Source organism: Bacillus cereus (genome assembly GCF_002577405.1).
In the GTDB taxonomy this organism is placed as follows: Bacteria; Bacillota; Bacilli; order Bacillales; family Bacillaceae_G; genus Bacillus_A; species Bacillus_A cereus_AU.
Genome location: NZ_NULR01000011.1, coordinates 123,255 through 147,989, shown reverse-complemented (window position 1 = coordinate 147,989; position 24,735 = coordinate 123,255). Strand labels below are relative to the sequence as shown.

Below are 24,735 nucleotides of genomic sequence, written 5' to 3'. Positions count from 1 at the left end.
ATTTTTATCAAATAGTAAAGTTGTCTTTTGAATTGAAGGAATATTCGGAATTAGGAGTGGAGAAATGGAAATTTCAATAATAGCTGAACAACTAGTTAATGAGAAAGTTATTTCACATTATCCAAATAGTATAAAAGCGTTGAATGGAGGAACGACAAGTACAGTATATTTGTTGGACGAAAAATATGTAGTAAAGCTGAATGAATCGGAAGTGATGCGTGAAGAAGCTAATTTTTTCTCATTTTATGAGGGGAATACTTTGTTTTCAAAGCTTTTGTATAAGGACCCTTTACATACATATATTGTGTATTCTTTCCTTGAAGGGAGTACGTCTTGCGAACGAGGACATAAACGAAGTGCACTACGTACACTTGTAAAAGAAGTTATCAATAAGTACAAAATTGTTCCAGGGGCAGAGGGGTGGGGGTGGAAAGAAAGTCCGGTTCAATGTTGGAATGAATTTTTAACGAAAAATGTGATGGAGGCTTATGGAAATGTAAGACGGTATATAAGTGATGAAGAGTATGAAACGGTTCTTAAACTAGCAAATAGTCCGAATAGGGGAACTGGAATAAATCAGCCATTTTTATTGCATGGTGATTTTGGATTTCATAACTTTATATTCAGGGAGAATAAGCTATATGGTGTAATTGACCCGTTACCAGTCCTGGGAGATCCTATATACGATTTAATTTATGCGTTCTGTTCAACCCCGGAAGATTTGACAAAAGAAACAATTAATTATGCGATGAAACAGTGTGTATTTCATAAAAAAGACCGTAATTTACATGAAGAAATAGTCATAGGATTATATTTGCGTATAGATACATGTGTAAGACACCATCCGAAAGATTTAGAAGATTATTTAGTAGCTTGGCGTTATTGGATGGCCGAAATTGAGCCGACTTTGGGGGGGATAGTGAGATGAATGTTGCAGAAGCGAAAAAGGATTTAGCAATAAAAACGAAGAGAGGCTTACCAATTATATTAGCTGGCGTTTTATTTTGGATAGTTATGAGTATAACGGGCTTTGTTCTTCCAGAAAAACAAGTGGTGTGGGTATATTTAATCGGTATGGGATGTGTGTTTCCTTTCGGCTTAATGATAGCTGCTATATTGAAAATTGACATGTTTGCGAAAGGAAATCCGTTAGGGATTTTAGCAGGATTAATTGGTGGGATAAATGTATTAAATATTCCGCTTGTATTACTTGCCTATTTTCAATTTCCAGAATGGTTACCTTTTGTAGTAGCAATGTTAATAGGTGTTCATTTTATCCCGTACGTATGGATTTATGAAAGTAAAAGTTATGGTTTATTGTCAGTAGGGACTGTATTCGTAACGTCAGTTTGCGGGATTCTTTTTGCGGAAAAAGGATTTACTGTAATTCCATTATCGGTTACAGCTGTTTATTTACTTACTTTTATAAGTTTATTAATTGAAAATAAAAAAGCAGATCATTATCAACAAAAATCAGCTTAATAAAAATATAGGGATAGGGGAAATGATTATGAAAAATTACGTTTGTACAACGTGTGGCGTACAGTATGCGGCGAGTGTAGAAGAACCGGTGAGTTGTCATATTTGTGATGAAGAAAGGCAATATGTTAATCCAAAAGGACAATCTTGGACGACACTAGAAAGCTTACAAACGAGTGATACATACAAAAATGAAATAATCGAAGAGGAAAACGGGCTTTATAGTATTACGACAAAACCAGGGTTTGCGATCGGTCAAACGGCATTTGTAGTGAAAACAGAGTCATATCGTTTATTATGGGACTGTATTACTTATTTAGATGAAATGACAATTGAGAAGATAAAAGAGGGGGGCGGGTTAGATGCGATTGCACTATCTCATCCTCATTATTATTCAACGCAAGTAGAGTGGGCAGAAACGTTTGATGTACCAATTTATATACATGAAGACGATAAAGAGTGGGTGATGCGCCCGAGTAGTCGCATAATTTATTGGTCTGGGGAGAGTTTACAATTGGCCGATGGCTTAGTTATTCATCGTTTAGGAGGACATTTTAAAGGGGGATCTGTGTTACATTGGGAAGAAGGAAATGATGGAAAAGGAATTTTATTAACTGGTGATATTATTCAAGTTGTAGCGGATGAGCAGTGGGTAAGCTTTATGTACAGCTATCCGAACTTAATTCCATTACCAGCGAGAAAAGTGGAGGAAATGGCGAATCGAGTGAAGCCGTTACAGTTTAATCGTTTATACAACGCTTTTCATCGGGTAGTAAAAGAAAATGCAAATGAGGCAGTGGAACGGTCTGCTGAAAGATATATGAAGGCGGTAGAAGGAAAGTTGTTTCATACGTAAAAGGAGAGTTAGCTTCATGAAAACGTTAGTATGTTTTGGAGATAGTATTACAGCTGATGAAACGTTTTTTGATGGAACGCCGAGGTTAACACCGCGTTTGCAAGAGATGTTTCCGAAATGGAAAGTAGTGAATGCAGGTGTTCCAGGTGATAATACATTCGATGCGCTAAATAGGATTGAAGAGGATGTATTGTCATATGAACCGGAATTTGTAATAGTTTTTCTTGGTACGAACGATGCCGTTTCTTTTGCTCAAGTACCATTACAAATTTATAAAGAAAACTTAGAGAAAATTGTGAACCAGATTTCATCACATAAAGTATTGATTATTAGTCCTGCACCAGTTGATGAAGAAAGGCAGCATAATAGAACGAATAAAGTGCTCGGTCAGTATGCAGACGTGGTAGAGGAAGTGGCGAAAGAAACAGGAAGTCATTTTCTAAATTTGTATGCTGAAATGATTCAAGAAAAGGATTATAAGAGGTTTGTAGAAGATGAAGAGAAGGATGGATTACACTTTGGGCAAGTGGGTTATGAGTATTTAGCGGGGCTAATGGGTGAAAAGTTAAAAGGGATTCTGTAAAAAGCAAAGCGTGGGCGCTTTGCTTTTTTGTTCCATGTAGCTTTGGCAAGTAATTGTCTCAAGCTGTTTATTTATGTCCACGAGGGAATCCATCCAGCATTTACCGGTTGATTAATAGAACTGTAAAGTTTAAATTTACAGTATGATTTTTGGAAGTGAATTGTCATCGTTTGGAAAATGAAGTGCCGATAATTTTATAGAAGTAGCATTTTTAAAAGAAACGAATAGTCTAAGATAACTTAAATATTCTCGAATAAATAACATTACGTGTATTTGATTCTAAACTGTAACTTTTTTTAATACATTTCAATAACACATATGTAAATGAATTGTGCATTTGATAAAAAACAGTAAAGGAGTGTGTAAAATATGGTGATTCTATATACGACAGCAAGCTGTAGTTCATGCCGAAAAGCAAAAGCATGGCTTGAAGAGCATCAAATTGATTATACCGAAAAAAATATCGTATCCAATTCTCTTACAGTCGATGAACTTAAATCCATTCTTCGTTTAACTGAAGAGGGGGCTACTGAAATTATTTCAACTAGATCTAAAACTTTTCAAGAGCTAAATATAAATATCGAGGCGCTTTCGCTTAATGAATTTTATAAATTAATAATTGAGCATCCTCAAATGTTGCGTCGCCCAATTATGTTGGACGAAAAAAGATTACAAATTGGTTTTAATGAGGAAGAAATTCGTAAATTTTTACCGCGTAGCGTTCGAACAGTTTTGAATATTGAATTGCAAAAAATGGCTAATTAATAAGTAATATTTTTTAAGGGGAATTTTTTTGAAAGGAGGAAACAGGAGATGATTGAAGTATTAGTTACAGTCAATTATAACAATAGAAATTATCAAACAAATGTTATTGTGAGTAAAGATACGATCTGGACAAAAATTAAACAGTTGGCAGAAGAACAAGTTAAGAAACAGTGGAGTGTTTAAATGTATTTTTAACTTAAAAAGCTAAATGAAGTGATGAGATATAGGGGAGTTCGGATAGAATATAAAGGGATTTATTTTTATAGCAAGAATTATTTATATATATTTTAACGTTCGACTAACCTATCTGTAATATTTATGGCTACAGTATGTGAAGTAGCGAGAAATCATATTTTTTTATCGTAGGAGGAAAACAATGAACAGCGACTTTACCTTGGCCATTCACAGTTTAACTTATTTAGCTTTACAATCAGACCGGATGTCAACAAGTACTGCTATTTCAGAGAGTGCGGGTGTTCATCCAGTACGTATTCGCAAAGTGCTAAGTTTGTTGAAAAAACATAAGTTTATACAATCAAAAGAGGGGACTGGCGGAGGATTTATTTTTGCTCGCAATTTAAGTGAAGTTAATCTTTGGCATATTTATCAAATAACTTCAGAAGGTGCTTTGCAGCCTAAGTGTCCTGAATCAAATGGTCAGTGTATTGTAGGTTCGAATATGAGAAAAGTTCTTTTCACTATTTTCTTAGGTGCTGAAGAACATCTAGGTGAATATTTAAAGAATTATACAATGAAAGAAGTTGTTGATCTTATCAATCCAGAACGTTAAGTGGCTGAATTGTTATATAGCCGTGAGCTCTTAACATTTAAATGTAATGAAAAATAATACAGTTTAGTTTTTATATTTTGTTTATCGTCACGAAAAAATAAATTGTAAGAAGGTGGAAAGTATGATGTCAAATAATAACCATGTTTTAAAAGTTGGAGATTGGGTTCGTGGAATATCAAATGAAGGTGAATTCATACTTGGTTACATTGCATCACTTGATGACGTAGAAGGTGTAGTTACAGTTATTATTGTGAAACGTGACAACAAGTACACAAAAAATGAAGCAATTTTACTTCTTAGTAAACACGTTACGAAACTCCCTGAATCAAAAGCAATCAATAAGGAGCAAATCCTTTATCTTATAGACCTCGCATTATTAACAGGAGATGAAGAGTGGTTTATCGAGCTTTCTTCAAAATTAAACTCGATAAAAGAGCTAGTTAGTGGGGGATTTTAAAAAGTTTATAATAAATATAATTTCTTTCAGAATCTTTAGCTGTAATACAATCAATTCTTTAATTTTAAAAGGCCCATTACATTAGGGAATCGGGAAGAAGCGTAATAATATGATTTATAAGTTTAAGTTAAGAGCATGCAGGATTTTATACAGATCTAGTAACAAACGAGAACACCCAAATGTATAAAATCTTGCATCTTTTTTATATCAAAAAATGAGATAATTCCCTCGGTATAGAATGATTACTGATGATATCCAACTGTTTATAATGAGGTGATATGTTAACTTTACATGAATAAGATATGTATATTTCTTTATTTATGGTAATTGTCGTACAATCAAGACAGTAGTATGAATTGTATGAAGGAGGGAGAGATGAAAAAATTTATAGTTAGTTATTTAGTATGTCTCCTGTTTTTTTCTATATTTACATCTAGCTTGCAATTTATAATAAATGACCCAGAAGGGATGGAAGGATGGGGTTCTCCCTGGTCGATGGCTCTGCTTTACATTATGTACGGCAGTATACCTGTACTTATAGGTAGTCTATTAGGAGAATTCTTTTATAGGAAAGTAAAAAGAAGTTACAAATTAAATATTGGAATTCCGCTGTTTATAGTATTAGGTTTTTCTTATGCATATTTAATGGGTATCGGGTTATTAGGAGGATATGTATCTTACTCTATAATGGATTTTATTAAATTTAGTCTTCCAATTACTTTGTCTTCCATAGTTTTCTATTTTATAAGACGTATCTAATTAATTGTCGATAACAAAGATATGTAAGTTGAAAATCTATACCTTCGATAAATGTATAGATGATAAAATAGATTAATTAGGAAAATTAGGAGGTCTTACACATGACCGTTATATATTTAGTAAGACACGGTGAAACGGATTGGAATTCTGTGGGGAGACTGCAAGGAAGAGAAGATATACCATTAAATGAAAAAGGCAAAAAGCAGGCTAATGATTGCGGTCTACATTTAAGTAAAAAAGAATGGGATGTTATTATTAGCAGTCCTTTAAAAAGGGCAAAAGAAACAGCACGGATTATAAATGTATATACTAAAACATCGATTGAGATCGAAATGAAAGAGTTTGTGGAAAGAGATTTCGGTAAAGCTTCAGGATTAACTGTGGAAGAACGTACAAAACTTTATCCTAATCGAAAGTATGAAGACCAAGAAGAGAAAGAAATCTTTACTCAACGTATAATAAATGGGCTAGAAAAAATTCAACGATGTCATAAAGATAGAAATATAATTGTTGTAGCACATGGAGCTGTTATAAATGCCATCCTTGCTTACTTGTCAAAAGGGGAAATTGGCTCTGGAAAAACTGTACTAAGAAATGCCTGTATAAGTCATATTTATTACGAAGAAAATCAATGGAACATACATACATATAATCAAATTACTCACTTGTCTTAATGATTTATATAATGTTCACTCTCCATAATTATGCAAATAAGCTGTCCATATGGGCAGCTTATTATATTTTTTTGAAAAGTGTATATGAATTCAATATCAATAATATATATCCTAAAATTTGGTTTGTGTACGTTTGAATATATTTCTTTTTAGTCATATTAATTGTTTATTAGAATATCTTTTGTGTCTAAAAAAGATTTTATAATAAAAGAGGGATATAAATATCTTCATAATGAGTAACCTTGATAGGTAATGTGTTATTGTATTTTTTTATTAACTAATCCAACTTTAAACACTTGAAATAATTGCTACATACTAACTGTAAAACATTATCCATGTAAAATTATGGTCGTTAAATATTTCTGAAAATATAAAAATATTAATTTTATAAATATACACGTTATAATGAGGGCGTCGAGAGAAAATTTATTATCTCTGGAGAAAATACAAAAAATGCAATTACTAGTAAGAAAGGTGTGTGATTAGAGGCGAAAGGTATTTAAAATGCTTTAGTGGCTTGTGTAAGCAATAGCATTTATGCTGACGAAGTTATTAAAGTAATGCACAGAGTCGAGAGACAAATGCCTCACAAATTAAGAGAGGCCGGTTTATCTGAAATTACTGTTAAAAGTAAAAAGAGAGAAACCATTAAGGTAATAAACAGTTAGTAGAAACGTTGTAACGCATTTAGGAAATCTATTCTATATTGTTCTCTTAGCGGGTCTTTATATAAAAGGTCAGTATTATGAGTAAACTATTTTGTGAACGCTAACAATTATATAATGAGGCCGACTAACGAATGTTTCAATTTGGATTCGTTTTGATGAAGGACATACATGTGGGGCAACTTGTAAGTCATTCATTTTTTCAAAAGGAAAATATTCGTTAGCGATAAAGAGAGACGTAAGAATAGGAGATAAGGGGGATTTATTATATGAACGGGAATACTGCAAAAAAAATAGAAGTTCAAGAAAATACCGCAATCAAAAATGAGAACTATCTAGATCCTAAAAAGTGGCATAAGCAGGATACTACATGGGCATTAAGCCTTTTTGGAACAGCAATTGGGGCAGGAGTACTCTTTTTACCGATTAATGCAGGTTCAGGTGGTTTATTATCATTATTACTGATTACATTACTTGCATACCCAGTTATGTATTATTCACATAGGGCGCTTGCTAAAATGATATATGCTTCTAATTCTGCTGATGAGGGGATCACAGGTACAATTAGAGAGTATTTCGGAAATAAAGCAAGTATTATTTTTAACATCGTATATTTCGTTTCAATTTATACAATCGTATTAATGTATTCGGTTGCGCTTACAAATACTGCAAGTAGTTTTATCGTGCATCAATTGCACATGCCGGAACCTCCAAGAGCCATTTTATCACTTGTATTAGTGCTTGGTCTTATCGCTATACTAAATTTCGGTCAAGATATTACCGTGAAAATAATGAGTATGCTAGTGTATCCTTTCATAGCTTCTCTACTGTTTATTGCAATATCTTTAATTCCACAGTGGAATACGTCAATGCTTAGCTTTTCAGCTGCTTCTACTGCTTCAACAGGAACAGGATATTTTGGAACGATATTGATGATTCTACCAATCATCGTATTCTCATTTAATCATTCACCTATGATTTCATCATTTGTTGTGAAGCAGAGAGCTACGTATGGAATCGAAGCCACTGATGCGAAATGTGCGCAAATACAAAAAGTTTGTTATATCATGACATTCGTTGTTGTTATGTTCTTTGTTTGGAGTAGCACACTAAGTTTGACTCCAGAGGATTTAAAAATGGCGAAAGAACAGAACTTATCAATCCTTTCATATCTTGCTAATGAGCTTAATTCGCCTGTAATCACAATTGCAGCTCCTATCATTGCTTTTGTGGCTATAACAAAGTCGTTCCTTGGCCATTATATAGGAGCATATGAGGTAATGCGTGACGTAATTATTAAATTCGGTAAAACACGCGGAAAAGATATCGAAGAAAAAACAGTTAAGACAATGGTTCTTACTTTTGTCGTATTAACATGCTGGTATGTTGCTTATGCAAATCCAAGTATTCTTGGAATTATTGATGCTCTTAGCGGTCCGTTAGTTGCTGCCATCTTATGTCTATTACCAATGTATGCGATTCGTAAAGTACCAGTACTGGCTAAATACAGAGGGAAAATGAGCAATGTATTTGTCGTTATTATAGGTATCCTTACGGTCTTAGCAAGTATTAAGTCATTATTCTAATTCACGATAGTTAGTTCTAATGTAAAATAGAACGATCTTGGGACAAGCTTCTCCGTTTGGAGAGTTTGTCCCTTTTTAAATTAGCGACAAAAGGTCAAATTTCACATAAGCTCTTTTCGTAAATAAGGTTACTTTAAGGCGTAACAATTTTATCCGTATTGATTTTATGAGATTTTTCCGCATAATTGTAAATAAGGGGGATGATTCCAAATTGAGTAAGCTGAATATCAGCACAACAGTTTCAGGAGATATAGTTGTTACCCGTCTTATCGGCAAGATTAAAATAGAGGATGTTTATGAATGGTTTAATCACTTCGAGCAGGTTTGTCAACAATTCATTTCCGAGGGACGGAAATACAAATTGTTGGTGGATAGAAAAGGATATACGCCAGATCATTTTTCTGTTCAAAAAGTATGGAAAGAAAAGTTTTTCAATGAAAAGATTTTGAATCACAGTAAGGCAATTGCTTTTCTTCTTGAAGAGGGAGAGATAGTGAATTATCTACAACAATCCAATACAAAAGAATCTGTGGGATTTTTTGATGATTATGAACAAGCGTTCATTTGGTTGAATGAATATCCCATATGAAACTTTTAGCGAACCAGTTGCTCTATCAACTGGTTTTTTTATGTCCTTAATGTTGTCACTATCATAATATTTACTTGCTGACAAGCTTTCAATGCCATTGTTTTTCTTCGCATATTCTTGTCCATTTGCTTGTGCAATCAAAAAAACGAAAACAAATAGTTGTTCATATACGTTTTGCATGCCTAAAGGACACTTTAGAGCAATAAGCTTTAAAGTATTACCATCAGTGAAAAACTGCTGTACGAAATGTTTAGTACGTATAGCATTTTAAAGGACATACATTTTTAACGCGTTAAATATAATTCATAATAGCACTGATAAGAATACGCTTTAAGGTATTCGTTATATGGAAAGGTCGCACTATAGAGTCACATAATTTCAAAAATACCAATGTGGTAGAAAGTAATTAGGGAGGTTAAAGATATGAGTACTTCAAATTTGAGTGAAATAAGTAAACAAATTTTAATAGAGGAGGAAACACTTCAATTTTCCTCTTTTACAAATGAAGATGCATTGCAATTAGGTTTATATATCATTGAAACAGCAAAGCGCGAGGGAAAATTGATTGCTGTTGATATAACCAAAAATGGTGTGCAACTATTTCACTTCAAGATGACAGGGACAACTGAGGAAAATACGAAATGGATTGAGCGTAAAAAACGGGTCGTTTCTCTGCATAATCATAGCTCGTATTATATGCAGATAGAAAGTGAAATAAATGGAATCCCATATCATGAAAAATACCGTTTAGATGGCTCGAGATATGCTGCGTTTGGTGGATCCTTTCCCATCCAAATAAAAAACGTAGGGGTTATTGGAATGATAACAGTCTCAGGATTACCACCAGAAGTAGATCATGAATTGGTTATAAGAGCAGTTAAAAATCATTTAAAGCAATAATAAAAAGGCAAAAATGAACATATTCTTGTTCGTTTTTGCCTTTTTATTATTTGGCTACCAGCATTTAATAAACAGACAAAAGCGGAAAATCTTTAATTCGAGATATTTTATATTAATTTCAATAAGTAGGTAGGGTGTAGTAATGCTTTGAATTGCCGCTATTAATGTTGGGGACAATTAGAAAGCGACAAATATAAAAAAATAGAAGCTAATAGCTTTTTGCATTGTATAAAACTGTGAATTAGCCTTCTGTACAATTCATTTTTACCATATTGACAATGACTATACACCACGAGGGGGACTGAAATTGGAATCAATGACCTTTGTTTTATTTGGAGCAACAGGGGACTTAGCTAAAAGAAAAATTTACCCCGCATTATATAACTTATATATAGATCAAAAACTTCCAAAGCAAATATCCGTTATTGGGCTTGGAAGACGTGAAGTATCTCATGAAGATTTTCAAGGGAAAATAAAAGACTCAATAGAAACTTTTTCTCGTCCTAGGGAAGAAGGTACTCCGGAAATGGAAGGTTTTTTAGAAAATTTTCGATATTGCCCATTAGATGTGAGTAAGCCGGAAGACTATGAGAGGTTATTACAAGTAGTTCGTGAAAGGGAAGAAGAACTAAATATAACAGGGAATAGAATGTTCTATCTTTCAGTTGCACCTGACTTTTTTGAGACAATTGCTATAAATATTAAGGAAAGCGGACTTGATAGAACGGATGGATGGAAACGCCTAATGATTGAGAAACCGTTTGGGCACGATCTTAAGTCTGCTCGTGAGCTTAATGATAAGCTTAGTCGAACGTTTGAAGAAGATGAAATATACCGTATTGATCATTATTTAGGTAAACCGATGATTCAAAACATTGAAGCGCTTGAATTTGCAAATCCAGTTCTCCAATCGATTTGGAATAAAGAACATATAGCGAATGTACAAATAACAGCTAGTGAAACGGTTGGGGTTGAAGAAAGGGCCGGATATTATGATCAGGCAGGAGCCATTCGTGATATGGTTCAAAATCATATGTTACAAATATTAATGATGACTGCTATGAACCTTCCGGAAAAGATTAACGCCTCTGAAATTCGAGAGGAAAAACGAAAGGTAATGGAGACTCTTCGTAGAGTGAAAAAAGAAGACGTTCAGAACCATATCGTTCGTGGTCAATACGCTTCAGGTGAGATAAAAGGCGGGCAAGTTGTTGCGTATAGAGAGGAACCAGGAGTAGATCCTTCTTCTAAAACAGATACGTTTGTTGCTGCTCGCTTATGGATCGATAATCCATTTTGGACTGGCGTTCCATTTTATATACGAACAGGCAAAAGAATGAAAGAAAAATCTACTCGTATTGTAATTGAATTTAAAAATACGTTAAAACAACAATATCAATATACGAATCCAAAGGCAGAGCCTAATTTGTTAATGATTGAAATTAGCCCAAATGAAAATGTTTCACTGCAATTAAATAGTAAAAACCCGTTGAAAAATGGAGAGCTTGAACCGATACGTATTCATTTTACTTGTGAGCAAACAGGAGTGGGAATACCGGAAGCATATGAAAGACTCATCTATGATGCTGTATGTGGAGATTCTACATTTTTTGCACACTGGAAAGAAGTCGAGTTGTCATGGGAATGGGTGCAGCCAATACTTGAAGCATTCGAGGAGGACATATTGCCTCTTCATGAATACGAATCGGGATCATTTGGTCCAGATTCGGCGAATGCTCTATTACAAGAAAGTGAATTTAAGTGGTGGTTAGATGAGGAATTGAAAAAATAAGTACGTTCTTAAATGAAGGTATTTAGAGTGAAGTTTACTATTGAAACATGTGCAGGAGCTGAAGCTAAGGTCATGCATTTACGACAGAAAATGTTGTCTAATACGTAAAAGTTATATGAAAAAAAGGTATTCATGATTTTAGTGATATGTATTTATGATAAAGGGTAATTTAAGTGGGAATTATATTATGAAAGTAGGATTAATTGGCTTAGGTAAAATGGGATTGAATTTAGGAAAAAATTTAATTGCTCATAAACATGAAATAGCAGCTCTGCGCAATGAATTCGGCGGACATGCAGTCGAGAAGTAATAAAAACCCTAAAATTATAACTCGTTAACGTTTAAAAACTGGAGGGAATTGATCATGAAATTTTTTATTGATACTGCAAATCTTGAGGACATAAAAAAAGCATATAAACTAGGAGTTTTAGCTGGTGTTACAACGAATCCTTCTTTAGTAGCAAAAGAGGGCATTAAGTTTGAAGACCGTATTGCAGAAATTTGTCAGGCAGTACCTAAAGTTGAATCTGTTTCGGCAGAAGTAACTCCAGATGCTGTTACAGCTGAAGAAATGATTGCTCAAGCAGAAGAGCTTATTAAAATTAACGGTGGCGATAAAAACGTCACGATAAAACTTCCGATGACGCTAGCAGGGCTAGAAGCTTGCCGCTACCTTACTGAAAAAGGTGTTAAAACGAACGTTACACTTATTTTCACTGTGAACCAAGCACTTTTAGCTGCTCGAGCAGGTGCAACGTATGTTTCTCCATTTTTAGGTCGCTTAGATGATATTTCTGAAGATGGCGTACTATTAGTTGCTAAAATTGCTGAATTATTCGATATTCATCAATTAGATGCACAAATTATTGCTGCTTCTGTTAGGCACCCAGATCATGTAACTCGTGTAGCGATGGCAGGTGCTCACATTGCAACAATTCCTTATAAAGTAATTGAGCAACTTGCTATGCATCCATTAACAGACCAAGGTATTGAAAAGTTTGCTGCGGATTGGGCAAAAGCGCCTAAGTTATAATGAAGTGAGGCTGCCATTCTTCAAAAAAACACTATAGTTATGAAAAGGACCTCCTTATGAGAGTGAAGTTTGTTAAAACATATCCCTCATAAGAGAGAGTCTTTTTTCGTATATAGTAGGATAATATGGTAAGTTATAAAGAGGGACTCCGACTTTTTAGGATATTTTTTAATATAAAATAGTTTAAAGCTTTAGTTACGAAGTAGGATGAACAAAAACGATAGGGAGAGAGTTATGAAAATGACTGATAACAAAAAATTTATTGGATATGTTGGAACGTACACGAAAGAAAAAAGCGAAGGAATATATACTTTTACTTTAGACACGGAAACAAAAAAAATTAGTAATGTAGCACTTGCGGCCAAACTGGATAACCCTACATATGTAACCATTAACCGAAATAATCAATATCTCTATTCTGTTGTAAAAGAAGGAGAAACTGGCGGGATAGCTGCTTATTCGATTGATAGTCATACTGGAGAGCTTAAGGAGAAGAACAGACAAGTAGTAGAAGGTGCATCTCCTTGTCATATTAGTGTTGATAGTGGAAATCACGTGGTAGTTACAGCAAATTATCATAAAGGAACGATTGAGTCTTTTGAAGTAAATGAAGAAAATGGAACGGTAAGTCCTGCTGCATCTATTATGGCACATGAAGGTTCAGGTCCGAATAAAGAAAGACAAGAAAAACCACATGCACATTACGCGGGATATACTCCTGACGAAAAATATGTGGTGGGTGTCGATTTAGGAATAGATAAATTAATTACATATGAAATGAAAGATAGTACATTAATAGAAGTGAATAGCTTGTCTGTGAATCCAGGAAGTGGTCCAAGACATATTACTTTTCACCCGAATGGAAAGTACGCGTATGTGATGACGGAACTTAGTTCAGAAGTCATTGTGTTAACGTATAATCCTGAAGGAGGATCCTTTACCGAATTGCAGTATATTTCTACCATTCCAGAACAATTCGATGAAAATAGTCAAGGAAGTGCGATTCATATTTCTTCTGACGGCCACTTTGTGTATGCAGCTAATCGAGGTCATAACAGTATTGCTGTATTCAGTGTAGATCAACATTCAGGTCAGCTTACATTTGTTGAACATACATATACAGAAGGAAATTGGCCGAGGGACTTCGTGTTAGATCCTACTGAAAAGTTTCTTGTTGCGACAAATGAAAAGTCGCATAATCTTGTACTATTTTCAAGAGATGAATCTACAGGGAAGTTAACGCTCATCCAATCTGATGTTGTTGTACCAGAGCCTGTTTGTGTTAAGTTTTTAAATGTTTAAGTTGTGTTGAAGCTGAATGCGTATAGAGATGTCGTTATTTGTCGAAATGTCGATATATTAAAAAAATCGTTGATATAATTTCAGATACCCGGAAAATAGTAAAAAGCAAAGCGATATCGCTTTGCTTTTTACTGTTTCTTTTTCGGCCTACGTACTAACTCGCCGCCGCAGTTTGGACAAACGTTTTGTCTTTCTTCTGTACATGGTGCACAAAATGTACATTCATACACGCAAATGTATGCTTCAGAATCTTGCCCCAGTGATTGATCGCAAATTTGACAGTTTGTTTTCATTTCTAGTGCCATTATAGCTCTCCTTTTAGTTCGAATATTTACAATTTAATTATAATTCATCGAATAGAAGCTGTCTTTTTCAATTGAAAGGAAAATGACTGATAAAGTTATGAATTGAGATGAAAAATGCCTGTTTCTATTAAAATTGATTATTTATTGTAGTTGGAATATTATGAAATAGTCAAAAGACAACAGGGGGTATAGATTTTGACTATTCATAACGATCATTTAAAAGCGAACTGCGAAACATGTTTCGGTCTATGTTGTGTGGCATTACCGTTCGCAGCATCGGTAGATTTTGCAGTGAATAAAGATGGTGGTAAACCGTGTTCCAACTTACAATCAGATTTTAAATGTAGCATACATAAAAATCTGAGAGGGAATGGTTATAAAGGTTGTACAGTATTTGAATGTTTCGGCGCTGGACAGAAAATTTCTCAAGTTACGTTTAAAGGGATTGATTGGCGGAAGGATGCTGAGCATGCAAGGAAAATGTATGATGCTTTTCCGGTTATGCATCAGCTCCATGAAATGCTTTGGTATTTGAATGAGGCTATTCTTTTAAAGGCGACGCAGTCAATTCATAAAGAACTAAGTAGAGCGATGGAAGAGACGGAGCGTCTTTCAAATTTAAATGCGGACGAGTTAATGAAAGTAAATATTCCCTTACACCGTGCAGAAGTAAATGTTTTACTTTTAGAAACGAGTGAGCTAGTTTGGAAGGAGATGAATGCCGCGCGTAAGAAGCGAATTAGTCACCGCGGAGCAGACCTTATGGGAGCCAATTTGAAAAAGAAAGATTTACAAGGCGCGAATTTAAGAGGCGCATATTTAATTGCGGCTAACTTAAATGGTGCAGACTTACGAGGAGCAGATCTCATCGGAGCAGATTTGCGAGATGCAGATATTCGCGGTGCGGACTTCACCAATAGTATTTTTCTTACGCAAGTTCAAATTAATGCGGCGAAAGGGGATACACATACGAAATTACCGAAATTGTTGTCCCGTCCCGCGCATTGGAGTGCGTAAAGATGATGGAATACAAAGTAATATACCGATTTGCATTGGTTTTCACGATCAAGACCCAATTATACGAACAGGCAGAGAATAAAAATCTCTGCCTGTTTTTTATTTTTTTTCAAGAGTGGTAATTAAAACGCTACATATAATAAGAATACCACCAATGAAAAAGTTACTATTTAATGTTTCATTTAAGAGAAACCAACCAAGTAACGATCCAACGATAGGTTGGAAGAAGAAAAATAATGAGCCGATGCTTGCATCCATTAATTCTAATCCTTTATTCCAAAGGAAAAATGCACCTGCTGTTGAGACGATTCCTAAGTATAATACGCCTAGTATTACGTACGTATTTACTGCTTCGATAGAGGTTGATTGTATTTCCCATATCATAAAAGGTGTAATGAAAAAGAGTGAAAAGAATATCGCGTACGTTGTAATAACTAAAGATGAAAATTGAGCTGAAGCGATTTTTACATAAATGGATAGTAAAGCCCATGTGATAGCGGCTCCAACTAATATGATTGTACCGATAAAATAAGAGCCAATTTCAATATCCCATCCAATTACGATAATGACACCGATAGTCGCTATTATAGTAGATAACAGTCTACGGGCAGTTAGTTTTTCTTTTAAAATGAGCGCTGCAAATATAACCATAAATGCAGGTGTAGCTGATGTTACTAAAGAGCCTGTATGAGCGTCGGATAATTTAGTGCCAATGAATTGACATGTGATCGAAATGAAATATCCGATAAATCCAATCCAAGCGAATAGGAGCCAATCTTTTTTACGAATGGTTGCTTTTTTCTTTTGTTTTTTCTCAGTGATTTTCAAAATTGCATATAAAACAACAAAAGCGATAATAAAGCGTAACCAAACGAGTGTAAGCGGTGGGATAAAGTCGAGTACATATTTGCTAACAACATACATACCGCCCCATATACTTGCTGCTAGTGATAAACAGATAGCTCCTAAAATTGTTTGTTTCATTTGAATTACCTCCGTCTATTTTTAGGGTATTATCAGTTCCCTAAGACGAGGCATAGTGCATTTGTTATATGAATGCCCGTCTTAGTTTATAGACGGCCTACAGGTTGATCGTTTTCGAATGAAGTGTTGTAGTACATGTGAATCTGCCCCCTTTCTATATGTTATAACGTTATTATAACTTAATTTTCAGTTTATTTTGGTATTTATTGTACTGAATTGATTTTTTAGAAATGGAAGGGCATGTTCTAAAATAAGAAAGGTTGAAAAGAATAGGTGATTTCATGAATATATTTCGTTAGCACGTCACTTATTAAATTTGATAATCTAATTATAAAGTTGAAACTATAGTCTGTAAGTTTAAAAAAGTATGTGGAGTTGTGTATAAATTATGAATAACAAACCGTCACGTTTGACTGTACAGTTTATGTATTGTATGATGTTAGTAATATAAACAAGGGGGGAAGATCGTTGGGAAGGTGTATCGAATCGGACAGTTGGCTCTCATGGCTCACGTGTCGAAACGAACGATTGATTATTATACGAATCTAGGTATCTTAAAAGCGGAGCGATCTCAATCTAATTATCGCTATTACGACGAAACAGCATTTGAGACATTACAATTTATTGAGAAGTGCAAAGAAATGCATATGCCGCTTTGTGAGATTAAAGAGAAAATCGAGGAGAAGAAGAAGCTGCTCGGTATCAATGAACACGTTTCGAAACAAGTGAATGAAGTGACAGACCATATTCATCGATTAGAAGCAGAGTTAACGGAATTAAAGCCGCTTTTAGATGAGTTGACTGATTCACAACGTGAAAAAATATCGAAATCTTTATCTGGTCAAACGACAGCTTTAATACAGACACTTGCTCTATTATTATAGAAAAAGTGAAATCCGACCTCTTTAATTTTTGTATCGGGCTATGTTTTCTCATGAGCACATAAGAAAACATTATAGTATACAGGAGGTGGACACCTTAGTTTTTTAACTAAGGGGATTCATTGGGAATATTTAATTTAGTCATGGTTGCGATTTTAATCGCATTTACTGGATTTTTCGTAGCAGCAGAGTTTGCGATTGTAAAGGTGCGTTCAAGTCGCATTGATCAGCTTGTTGCGGAAGGGAAACGCGGTGCTTTAGCAGCGAAAAAAGTAACATCAAATTTAGATGAATATTTATCAGCTTGTCAATTAGGTATTACGGTTACAGCGATGGGACTAGGTTGGTTAGGTGAACCGACGATAGAAAAATTATTACATCCGTTATTTGAGAAATTGAATTTAAATCCTTCTATTTCATCAGTATTAACGTTTGGTCTTGCATTTATGACGATGACATACTTGCACGTTGTAGTCGGGGAATTAGCTCCGAAAACGATGGCAATTCAAAAAGCTGAAAAAGTGACATTGTTATTTGCGGGTCCGTTAATGATGTTCTATAAAGTTATGTATCCGTTTATTTGGGTGTTGAATAGTTCTGCTCGTGTAGTAACTGGTTTATTCGGTTTGAAGCCAGCTTCTGAACATGAAGTAGCTCATTCAGAAGAAGAGTTACGTCTTATTCTTTCAGAGAGCTACGAAAGTGGAGAAATTAATCAAGCTGAATACAAGTATGTAAATAACATCTTTGAATTTGATAATCGTATTGCGAAAGAAATCATGGTACCGCGTACGGAAATCGTTGGTTTCTATCTTGAAGATTCAGTAGAAGAGCACATGAAAGTAATCCAAAATGAACGATACACACGTTATCCGATTTTTGGAGAAGATAAAGATGATATTATCGGTATGGTCAATGTAAAAGATTTCTTTATTCGATATATGAACAACGATAAAGAAGATTTATCATCGATTCGCACGTATATGCGTCCGATTATTGAAGTGATGGAAACAACTCCAATTCACGATTTATTACTGCAAATGCAGAAGAAGCGAATTCCGATGGCTGTTTTATATGATGAGTACGGAGGGACAGCTGGAATTGTAACGCTTGAAGATATATTGGAGGAAATCGTCGGCGAAATTCGTGATGAATATGATGAAGATGAAGCACCACCAATCCAGCATGTGAACGAGCACCATAAAATTGTTGATGGAAAAGTGCTCATCACAGAAGTGAAAGATTTGTTTGGATTACACATTGAAGAAGATGATGTAGATACAATTGGTGGATGGATTATGATGCAAAACCATGAAATTGAAGAAGGACAACACGTTGAAGCAGAAGGTTATGAATTTAAAGTGTTAGAAAAAGATGCTTATCAAATTAAACGTGTTGAAATTCGCAAAATGGATCATGAACAAGAACAAGAGAAAGCAGCAACTGTGTAAGTTGCTGCTTTTCTTTTAAAGTATAAAAAATGTGAAATTAGGAGCGGATATTTTGATTCAAGCAGCCTTACGTGTATATCGATTACAATTGTATGTGATCTTTAGTGGTTTACTACTTATGTGGACGATTACTCCGTTTGGAAAACAAGTAACAGGGTTTGGTATCGGATTAGCTGTAAGCGCATATTGCCTTTGGTTATTAGCTCGCAGAGTGGAGAAACTTGGGAAAAGTATCGTAATGAAAGAAAAGGCTCCTGGATTAGGAGTTTTAAACCGGTTTGCAGCTGCTATATTAGGGGCTATCATTATGTATGAAATTGAGCATGAAATGGAAATGTGGGCATTTGGTACAGGTATTTTAGGTGGTCACTTTTTAATGATTGTGAATTTAGCTTATGCAAATATGCAGTTAGTGAAAGAAGAAGAGAAGCGAAGAGAGAAGGCTTCTAAAAACATAGAGCTATGATAAAGGGGCCTAATGGAGGTTCCTTTTTTGATTTTAAGAAAGTAATCATAACTAAACGACAAATATAATACGCTTCTTTTTTTCGTTTTTCAATAGTATGAAAAATAATAAAAAAAAATTTAAAAACCCATCGATTTCTAAAGCTTATGTATGTTATTATGACAAAAGACTTTTGGAAAGAGGTGGATATCAATGTTACAAGCTCTACTTATTTTTGTGCTTCAAATTATTTATGTTCCTATATTAACAATCCGTACGATTTTGCTTGTAAAGAATCAAACAAGATCCGCTGCTGGTGTAGGATTGTTAGAAGGTGCTATTTACATTGTCAGTTTAGGTATTGTGTTTCAGGATTTATCAAATTGGATGAACATTGTCGCCTATGTCATCGGCTTTAGTGCGGGACTATTATTAGGCGGTTATATAGAGAATAAATTAGCAATTGGATATATTACGTATCAAGTTAGTTTACTAGACCGTTGTAATGAATTAGTAGATGAATTACGACATTCAGGATTTGGCGTTACAGTATTTGAAGGTGAAGGTATTAATTCTATTCGTTATCGTTTAGATATCGTCGCAAAACGCTCTAGAGAGAAAGAACTTTTAGAAATTATTAATGAAATTGCACCGAAAGCGTTTATGTCTTCGTATGAAATTCGTTCATTTAAAGGTGGATATTTAACGAAAGCGATGAAGAAGAGAGCGTTGTTGAAGAAGAAAGATCATCATGCATCGTAAGAAAAGGGAATGGTGCAGCTTTAAAATTCAGTTTAATCAAGGCGCACTATGATCTTATATTTAAATGTAAAAGAGAGGAATCTATTTTGAAAAAGATTCCTCTCTTTTTTATAAAAAGATCTCTCAGATAATCTGAGAAATCTTTAAAATATGTATAATTATTTTTTACTGGCAACATAAATAAAGGTTACTTTATTTTCATCAATGCCCTCGGTCTTAATTTCTAATTGATTATCTTTTGTTGTAATCGTTAGTGTTAATAATTCAATATTGCCGTTTCCAGTTTCTAAAGAATCTCCTGTGAAAATAGTTGTAGTTCGTCAGATACAGAAATAGACATACAAAAAACGCCATCCTTTCCTATGATTCTACAGAAAGAATAGCGTATTTTTTTCATTTTGAGGATATTTCTTTTTATTGCGATGGGGTTCGTCCTCACAAGGCAAGCTAGCATTCTAGCTAAAATGCTAGCTCTAGATCAAAAAATAAGAATAAAACTAATAAATATTTAATTTATATTTTTTTAATCTCATTTTCATAATCATCAAGTTCCATATCTGTCATTACATATGAGGAGGAATCCTCTTTTATAAACCGTACCGCATTTAGTCCGATCATCTGAGCAGCGGCTGACGGCTGACCGTCCGGTAAAAGAGGCGAAATAGACAGGTCGGCAACCTTAAGATTTTGTGTACCAAACACATTAAGGAATCCATCGACAACCCCTTCTTGAATCGTCTGTCCCATCCGACACTGCCCGCCTATAGAGAAATTCGTGTAAGCGGCTTTGACATAATTCTCAAGCTGACGTTGTTTGTTAGGATCGTTGTCAGGTAGCTGGAATATACTCTCGGGAGGATAAACAACTTTCCCGATGCCGTTATTTGGGTATTTCAGTGGATCTCTAGCTTCTACAATAATATTATAAATTCTCTTATATTGATCGACCATATACGTTAGGTCATTGGGATTTTCTAACGGATGAAAGTCAAGAGATGGATAAGCCTCTGGATCGCTATGCTCCACTAGCACTGTCCCTCTGCTTTTTGTATTCACGTCTATAATACCGAAACTCATGATACTTGGAGTGGTTTGGAAAGTTAAATCAAAACTCCAACCATTGCTGATCACATCTGAAGCAGGGAGAAAAAATGGGATAGGAGCCCCTATTAATTGGAGACGACGACTTTCTAGTAGATTCAGTGGATTCTCTGCTTGAAAAGCACCTAGGATTAGTGGATAGTTTGGATCAGCAAAAAATACCGGAAGAAGTTGAGGGGTATCTATCTCGACTCCCAATCCAATATAACCTTGAATTTGAAGATTGTGACCAACATGTGGACTCTCTATCAATGTTGATATACCTGCTTTAGCCAAATCATCCGATTTACCGATTCCTGAACGTTGTAGAATGAGTGAAGAAAAGAATCCTGCAGAGACGATAATGCCTTTTCTTGCAAACTTTCTATGTGAAACGCCATCCTTGACAAATTCAACACCAACCGCAATGTTCAATCCATCTTTTTTCTTAAATAAGATTTTGTTAACGGTTGTTTTAGTTAAAATAACCAACTTTCTTCCATCAACTCCAAATTCATCTGAATTGGACTGGTTTCCTTGGCTGACAACATGGTCATTTAAATACCCTGTTGCGGTTGAGGATCGGACAAATTCACCGGGGCTAACCTCTTTTTGAATAATTTGCGTTTGATGAAATGTACAATCCCTTATGCCGGTATTATAGTCCGTAGCAATCGGTGTTCCCAATACAGTGTTTGTTGCTTGAACTAGCGTATTAATCAATCCATTAGGGGGGATACTCTGTTGCCTAATAAAAATCGGCCCTTGTGTTCCCCGTTCACTAGGGTCTTGTGTTGATCCTGTATAGGTTTCATTTTTTATGAACAAGGAGCTAATATTATCATAACTCCATTGATTACCAACAAGGCTTGCCCAATGGTTATACAACTCTTTACTCCCACGTACGGCGTACATGTCACTAATTTCTGAGCTTCCCCCTATGGTGCGACCATTTGTTGCAATAAGTGTACGTGCAATAGTTGACTCTAGTTCAGAAGTAACATTAAAACTAAACCTGTTACCACGGGTTGTATTAATGGCGGCAATAACGCTAGGGTCACTTAGCTCATTCGTCATATTTGTTCCTGCTTCAAGCACTAGTACAGAAGTACTTTTGTCATCCGTTAATTCTTTGGCTATTACCCCTCCAGCAGTTCCAGCACCAATCACGATATAATCAAATTTGGTAGGGTCAGGGTTTATCGGCTCTGGAATGGCGCAAGGAAATGCACAAGGAAATAATGAATAAGGAAATGCACAAGGATTGAAACAATCTCTATTTTTTGATGGCATAAATAATCAAGCTCCTTTTTTTGCATTTAGTATATTAAATGTAAAAAAGAAGTTGTCTCTTGTACCAGTGTCATTACTTTTAAAAATAATGTATGTTCTATACATGTAAGGTTATAGGGGGATTTTGATTCTTTAGGTTGGTGAGCATGGGATATCGCCAGCATTGCGAACAACCTAACAATAGAAACTATCCCATCGCCATTAAGTTAACGGTGCTAAAAGGGGATATGTGAGAGTTGTTTTTTAAAACTTCTACGATTGTACTAAAGATGGGCATAACAAATAAACCTTAACGTGGGTTGTATATTAGTGAGTTAGCTGCACTTCGTTAATTAATAAATAAAAATATGTAATTTTATTTATTAATTATAAACAAAGTGTTATTATTTTATTCTGAATATTAATCCTAATAAGAACTGTTATAAACACAAAAATAATTAAATCCACAAAAGGATAGTCTTAACATCGGAGGGATATTAAGTTGGTTTTTGAATTGTTTATCAAGGGAATAATCATTGGCATTAGTATAGCTGCTCCTGTCGGACCTATTGGAGTTTTATGCATAAGACGTACACTTGAGTACGGAAAATTTATTGGTTTTATTTCGGGTTTAGGCGCAGCAACAGCTGATGGTCTGTATGGGATGATTGCTGGACTCGGTTTAACAGTTGTAACTAATTTTTTAGTTGAACAACAAGGTTGGATTCATTTTATTGGTGGTGTGTTTTTATTATATCTAGGACTGAAAATTTTCATTTCAAAACCGTCAAAAACATCAGCTAAAGCCAATGGTAATACTGTTTTTGGAGCATATACTTCTACCTTTTTTTTAACCATTACAAATCCGGTAACCATTTTATCTTTCTTAGCCATTTTTTCTGGGTTAGGAATTTCTAATCCAAATGATGATACTATGACTGAATTGGCTGTAGTATTAGGAGTTTTTTTAGGTTCTACATTATGGTGGTTAACTCTCAGTAGTGTAACTGGAATATTGAAGAATCGAATAAAAAACTTTCCTTTCAATATTGTAAATCGTGTTTCTGGATTAATTATATTAATGTTTGGTTTATGGTCTATGTACAATTTATCGAAAGGATTTTTTAGTTAAAACAAAGTAGATAAGCTAGAATGGTGCCAACGACGTTTATTATTAAGGCGAGAAAGTAATGTACTAAGAAGAAGCCAATTGCAAAAGCTGCGTAGTCAATCCATCTTATTTGATGAGTTGTTATTTTAGGGTATATTATAATAAAAGATGATTAATAGTTAGATAGGAAGTGTTTATTTGATAGTATACACAGTAAAACCTCTTCATATATATAGGAAAATGCGAGACGACGGTTTTTATAAGGGGAATGAAAAATATGTTTGGCCAGAATTTAAATCTTCGTATGCTTGGATGATGGGACAGATGAAGGAAAGGCTTCCTAATTATGATGGTTCAACTTATCCTGTATGGCTTTGGCATAAAAGACCAGATCAGAACCGACCAGGGATGCTACCTAAAGGTCAAAAAGGTGTTATCATTGCATTAGACATACCGGAAGAGGATATTCTTTGGTCATGTTTTGATTCTTGGCATTGTGTTTTAAACAAATGGCTATTAACTCAAACAGAAGAAGAGTATAACCAATTAGAAGAAGGTTATTCTGAAGAAGAAATGATATCTTCATGGTCCAATATTTTTGATTTTGATTGGTTAAAAAACTCAGAAGAAGATTGGCTTAGATTTGATCCAGATTGGATTCAGGGCGTAACACCACGTATTGAAATGAAAAACGTAATTAAAATAAATCGATTTATTGCTAAATAGAGGAGAGGATTGACACTACAGTGACCTCTTTAAAAAGGGCAACTAAGCAACCTGAGTTCTATATTTATATGGGCTCAGGTTATTTGCTTTCTTTTGAAACCTTTGATGATTATAAAAATGTCTATATTTGTGTACGGCAAGTTTAAATGTAGTGAGGATATTATAAAAGAATAGGAAACAAAAAAGACAAGGAACGTCTTTATAGACACACCTTGCCTTTTTTGTTTTAAATAAATGGTGTTTTATCTTTTCGGTTGAAAAATATGCTGAAAGAAGTATTTGTGATGTAAGTTATCTACAACTTTATTTGCTTGATATGTGCGGTGTTGTTCGAGTCGAAGTCTTTGCTCCATCATTTTTATTGCGTGATCAGATAAACGTAACATAATACATATCTCCTTTTCTATAAATATAGGTGTCTATTTGATAACGATTCCATATTTATAATTAAGGAGGCAAAATGTGTAACAT

General features: G+C 34.6%; 29 protein-coding genes. 24 read left to right on the top strand and 5 right to left on the bottom strand.

What is annotated here, in order from left to right:
* Positions 1-64 precede the first annotated feature (64 nt).
* From COC96_RS15140 to COC96_RS15060, 17 genes are all read left to right on the top strand, one after another.
* Entirely contained in the window at positions 65-928 is an 864-nt protein-coding gene (locus COC96_RS15140; protein WP_098769010.1) for an aminoglycoside phosphotransferase, read from the top strand.
* The gene (locus COC96_RS15135; protein WP_088229769.1) at positions 925-1,482 is read left to right on the top strand and encodes a DUF7010 family protein; all 558 of its coding nucleotides are present in this window, start codon (positions 925-927) and stop codon (positions 1,480-1,482) included. Before COC96_RS15140 ends, COC96_RS15135 begins: the two co-directional genes overlap by 4 nt.
* 28 nt (positions 1,483-1,510) lie before the next feature.
* Positions 1,511-2,335: an MBL fold metallo-hydrolase gene (locus COC96_RS15130; RefSeq protein ID WP_088229768.1), complete on the top strand. Its 825-nt coding sequence runs from the start codon at positions 1,511-1,513 to the stop codon at positions 2,333-2,335.
* Positions 2,336-2,351: 16 nt separating this feature from the next.
* Positions 2,352-2,918 (top strand): SGNH/GDSL hydrolase family protein, encoded by a 567-nt coding sequence (locus COC96_RS15125; protein ID WP_098253165.1) that lies wholly within the window; start codon positions 2,352-2,354, stop codon positions 2,916-2,918.
* A 369-nt stretch (positions 2,919-3,287) separates the two neighbouring features.
* Entirely contained in the window at positions 3,288-3,683 is a 396-nt protein-coding gene (gene spxA, locus COC96_RS15120) for a transcriptional regulator SpxA (RefSeq protein ID WP_098769009.1), read from the top strand.
* A gap of 48 nt (positions 3,684-3,731) precedes the next feature.
* On the top strand, positions 3,732-3,866 hold the full coding sequence (locus COC96_RS15115) for a BA3454 family stress response protein (protein ID WP_088229765.1): 135 nt from the start codon (positions 3,732-3,734) through the stop codon (positions 3,864-3,866).
* A 193-nt stretch (positions 3,867-4,059) separates the two neighbouring features.
* Positions 4,060-4,473, top strand: a complete 414-nt coding sequence (saiR, locus tag COC96_RS15110; RefSeq protein ID WP_088229764.1) for an Rrf2-family transcriptional regulator SaiR — start codon at positions 4,060-4,062, stop codon at positions 4,471-4,473.
* Between the two features lie 121 nt (positions 4,474-4,594).
* A complete protein-coding gene (locus COC96_RS15105) occupies positions 4,595-4,930 on the top strand; it encodes an IDEAL domain-containing protein (protein WP_088229763.1) in 336 nt (111 codons plus the stop codon).
* Between the two features lie 375 nt (positions 4,931-5,305).
* Positions 5,306-5,689, top strand: coding sequence for a hypothetical protein (locus tag COC96_RS15100; protein WP_088229762.1), 384 nt, complete (start codon positions 5,306-5,308; stop codon positions 5,687-5,689).
* Between the two features lie 101 nt (positions 5,690-5,790).
* Complete coding sequence (locus COC96_RS15095) at positions 5,791-6,363, top strand: histidine phosphatase family protein (protein ID WP_098769008.1); 573 nt, start codon at positions 5,791-5,793, stop codon at positions 6,361-6,363.
* Positions 6,364-7,297: 934 nt separating this feature from the next.
* On the top strand, positions 7,298-8,614 hold the full coding sequence (locus tag COC96_RS15090; protein ID WP_098769007.1) for an aromatic amino acid transport family protein: 1,317 nt from the start codon (positions 7,298-7,300) through the stop codon (positions 8,612-8,614).
* A 166-nt stretch (positions 8,615-8,780) separates the two neighbouring features.
* A complete protein-coding gene (locus COC96_RS15085) occupies positions 8,781-9,203 on the top strand; it encodes an STAS/SEC14 domain-containing protein (RefSeq protein WP_098267494.1) in 423 nt (140 codons plus the stop codon).
* A gap of 423 nt (positions 9,204-9,626) precedes the next feature.
* On the top strand, positions 9,627-10,103 hold the full coding sequence (locus COC96_RS15080; protein ID WP_098267495.1) for a heme-degrading domain-containing protein: 477 nt from the start codon (positions 9,627-9,629) through the stop codon (positions 10,101-10,103).
* 307 nt (positions 10,104-10,410) lie between these two features.
* Complete coding sequence (zwf, locus tag COC96_RS15075) at positions 10,411-11,895, top strand: glucose-6-phosphate dehydrogenase (protein ID WP_098267496.1); 1,485 nt, start codon at positions 10,411-10,413, stop codon at positions 11,893-11,895.
* 154 nt (positions 11,896-12,049) lie between these two features.
* Entirely contained in the window at positions 12,050-12,205 is a 156-nt protein-coding gene (locus COC96_RS28370) for an NAD(P)-binding domain-containing protein (RefSeq protein WP_306475336.1), read from the top strand.
* A 54-nt stretch (positions 12,206-12,259) separates the two neighbouring features.
* Positions 12,260-12,928, top strand: coding sequence for a fructose-6-phosphate aldolase (gene fsa, locus COC96_RS15065; RefSeq protein WP_088229757.1), 669 nt, complete (start codon positions 12,260-12,262; stop codon positions 12,926-12,928).
* 234 nt (positions 12,929-13,162) lie between these two features.
* Positions 13,163-14,230, top strand: a complete 1,068-nt coding sequence (locus COC96_RS15060; protein ID WP_098769006.1) for a lactonase family protein — start codon at positions 13,163-13,165, stop codon at positions 14,228-14,230.
* A gap of 128 nt (positions 14,231-14,358) precedes the next feature.
* Here the strand turns inward: COC96_RS15060 and COC96_RS15055 are convergent, their stop codons facing one another.
* Positions 14,359-14,535: a DUF1272 domain-containing protein gene (locus COC96_RS15055; protein ID WP_016087002.1), complete on the bottom strand. Its 177-nt coding sequence runs from the start codon at positions 14,533-14,535 to the stop codon at positions 14,359-14,361.
* A 195-nt stretch (positions 14,536-14,730) separates the two neighbouring features.
* On the opposite strand from COC96_RS15055, the gene COC96_RS15050 reads away from it, so the two are divergent.
* Positions 14,731-15,552: a pentapeptide repeat-containing protein gene (locus COC96_RS15050; protein WP_098267498.1), complete on the top strand. Its 822-nt coding sequence runs from the start codon at positions 14,731-14,733 to the stop codon at positions 15,550-15,552.
* A 99-nt stretch (positions 15,553-15,651) separates the two neighbouring features.
* Here the strand turns inward: COC96_RS15050 and COC96_RS15045 are convergent, their stop codons facing one another.
* Positions 15,652-16,536, bottom strand: coding sequence for a DMT family transporter (locus COC96_RS15045; RefSeq protein ID WP_098769005.1), 885 nt, complete (start codon positions 16,534-16,536; stop codon positions 15,652-15,654).
* A gap of 476 nt (positions 16,537-17,012) precedes the next feature.
* Between COC96_RS15045 and COC96_RS15040 the strand changes: the two genes are divergently transcribed.
* The 4 genes from COC96_RS15040 (at position 17,013) to COC96_RS15025 (ending at position 20,075) form a co-directional block, all read left to right on the top strand.
* Positions 17,013-17,420, top strand: coding sequence for a MerR family transcriptional regulator (locus COC96_RS15040; RefSeq protein ID WP_025149265.1), 408 nt, complete (start codon positions 17,013-17,015; stop codon positions 17,418-17,420).
* A 119-nt stretch (positions 17,421-17,539) separates the two neighbouring features.
* Entirely contained in the window at positions 17,540-18,868 is a 1,329-nt protein-coding gene (locus COC96_RS15035) for a hemolysin family protein (protein WP_098267500.1), read from the top strand.
* A 52-nt stretch (positions 18,869-18,920) separates the two neighbouring features.
* Positions 18,921-19,334, top strand: a complete 414-nt coding sequence (locus COC96_RS15030; RefSeq protein ID WP_088229750.1) for an ATP synthase subunit I — start codon at positions 18,921-18,923, stop codon at positions 19,332-19,334.
* A 192-nt stretch (positions 19,335-19,526) separates the two neighbouring features.
* Positions 19,527-20,075 carry a DUF2179 domain-containing protein gene (locus COC96_RS15025; RefSeq protein WP_088229749.1) on the top strand — a complete coding sequence of 183 codons (549 nt, stop codon included), beginning with the start codon at positions 19,527-19,529 and terminating at the stop codon, positions 20,073-20,075.
* Between the two features lie 513 nt (positions 20,076-20,588).
* Here the strand turns inward: COC96_RS15025 and COC96_RS15015 are convergent.
* The gene (locus tag COC96_RS15015; protein WP_098769004.1) at positions 20,589-22,448 is read right to left on the bottom strand and encodes a GMC family oxidoreductase; all 1,860 of its coding nucleotides are present in this window, start codon (positions 22,446-22,448) and stop codon (positions 20,589-20,591) included.
* Between the two features lie 481 nt (positions 22,449-22,929).
* Here COC96_RS15015 and COC96_RS15010 point away from each other — a divergent pair, with 481 nt between their 5' ends.
* Entirely contained in the window at positions 22,930-23,559 is a 630-nt protein-coding gene (locus COC96_RS15010) for a LysE family translocator (protein WP_098769003.1), read from the top strand.
* A 177-nt stretch (positions 23,560-23,736) separates the two neighbouring features.
* Positions 23,737-24,264 carry a DUF3841 domain-containing protein gene (locus COC96_RS15005; RefSeq protein ID WP_098267506.1) on the top strand — a complete coding sequence of 176 codons (528 nt, stop codon included), beginning with the start codon at positions 23,737-23,739 and terminating at the stop codon, positions 24,262-24,264.
* A gap of 42 nt (positions 24,265-24,306) precedes the next feature.
* Here the strand turns inward: COC96_RS15005 and COC96_RS28530 are convergent, their stop codons facing one another.
* Together COC96_RS28530 and COC96_RS27585 are read right to left on the bottom strand one after the other, a co-directional pair.
* On the bottom strand, positions 24,307-24,510 hold the full coding sequence (locus COC96_RS28530) for an IS3 family transposase (RefSeq protein WP_373604887.1): 204 nt from the start codon (positions 24,508-24,510) through the stop codon (positions 24,307-24,309).
* On the bottom strand, positions 24,507-24,650 hold the full coding sequence (locus COC96_RS27585; RefSeq protein ID WP_000945246.1) for a hypothetical protein: 144 nt from the start codon (positions 24,648-24,650) through the stop codon (positions 24,507-24,509). Before COC96_RS27585 ends, COC96_RS28530 begins: the two co-directional genes overlap by 4 nt.
* Positions 24,651-24,735 lie beyond the last annotated feature (85 nt).

Bases quoted from the DNA above. Each gene is read 5' to 3' on its own strand.
- COC96_RS15025 (WP_088229749.1), top strand. From the start codon at position 19,527: ATGTTACAAGCTCTACTTATTTTTGTGCTTCAAATTATTTATGTTCCT.
- COC96_RS15095 (WP_098769008.1), top strand. From the start codon at position 5,791: ATGACCGTTATATATTTAGTAAGACACGGTGAAACGGATTGGAATTCT.
- COC96_RS15045 (WP_098769005.1), bottom strand. From the start codon at position 16,536: ATGAAACAAACAATTTTAGGAGCTATCTGTTTATCACTAGCAGCAAGT.
- COC96_RS15135 (WP_088229769.1), top strand. From the start codon at position 925: ATGAATGTTGCAGAAGCGAAAAAGGATTTAGCAATAAAAACGAAGAGA.
- COC96_RS15100 (WP_088229762.1), top strand. From the start codon at position 5,306: ATGAAAAAATTTATAGTTAGTTATTTAGTATGTCTCCTGTTTTTTTCT.
- spxA (WP_098769009.1), top strand. From the start codon at position 3,288: ATGGTGATTCTATATACGACAGCAAGCTGTAGTTCATGCCGAAAAGCA.
- COC96_RS15060 (WP_098769006.1), top strand. From the start codon at position 13,163: ATGAAAATGACTGATAACAAAAAATTTATTGGATATGTTGGAACGTAC.
- COC96_RS15140 (WP_098769010.1), top strand. From the start codon at position 65: ATGGAAATTTCAATAATAGCTGAACAACTAGTTAATGAGAAAGTTATT.
- COC96_RS15130 (WP_088229768.1), top strand. From the start codon at position 1,511: ATGAAAAATTACGTTTGTACAACGTGTGGCGTACAGTATGCGGCGAGT.
- fsa (WP_088229757.1), top strand. From the start codon at position 12,260: ATGAAATTTTTTATTGATACTGCAAATCTTGAGGACATAAAAAAAGCA.
- COC96_RS28370 (WP_306475336.1), top strand. From the start codon at position 12,050: ATGATAAAGGGTAATTTAAGTGGGAATTATATTATGAAAGTAGGATTA.
- COC96_RS15115 (WP_088229765.1), top strand. From the start codon at position 3,732: ATGATTGAAGTATTAGTTACAGTCAATTATAACAATAGAAATTATCAA.
- COC96_RS27585 (WP_000945246.1), bottom strand. From the start codon at position 24,650: ATGTTACGTTTATCTGATCACGCAATAAAAATGATGGAGCAAAGACTT.
- COC96_RS15080 (WP_098267495.1), top strand. From the start codon at position 9,627: ATGAGTACTTCAAATTTGAGTGAAATAAGTAAACAAATTTTAATAGAG.
- COC96_RS15055 (WP_016087002.1), bottom strand. From the start codon at position 14,535: ATGGCACTAGAAATGAAAACAAACTGTCAAATTTGCGATCAATCACTG.
- COC96_RS15105 (WP_088229763.1), top strand. From the start codon at position 4,595: ATGATGTCAAATAATAACCATGTTTTAAAAGTTGGAGATTGGGTTCGT.
- COC96_RS15015 (WP_098769004.1), bottom strand. From the start codon at position 22,448: ATGCCATCAAAAAATAGAGATTGTTTCAATCCTTGTGCATTTCCTTAT.
- saiR (WP_088229764.1), top strand. From the start codon at position 4,060: ATGAACAGCGACTTTACCTTGGCCATTCACAGTTTAACTTATTTAGCT.
- COC96_RS15125 (WP_098253165.1), top strand. From the start codon at position 2,352: ATGAAAACGTTAGTATGTTTTGGAGATAGTATTACAGCTGATGAAACG.
- COC96_RS15090 (WP_098769007.1), top strand. From the start codon at position 7,298: ATGAACGGGAATACTGCAAAAAAAATAGAAGTTCAAGAAAATACCGCA.
- COC96_RS15085 (WP_098267494.1), top strand. From the start codon at position 8,781: ATGAGATTTTTCCGCATAATTGTAAATAAGGGGGATGATTCCAAATTG.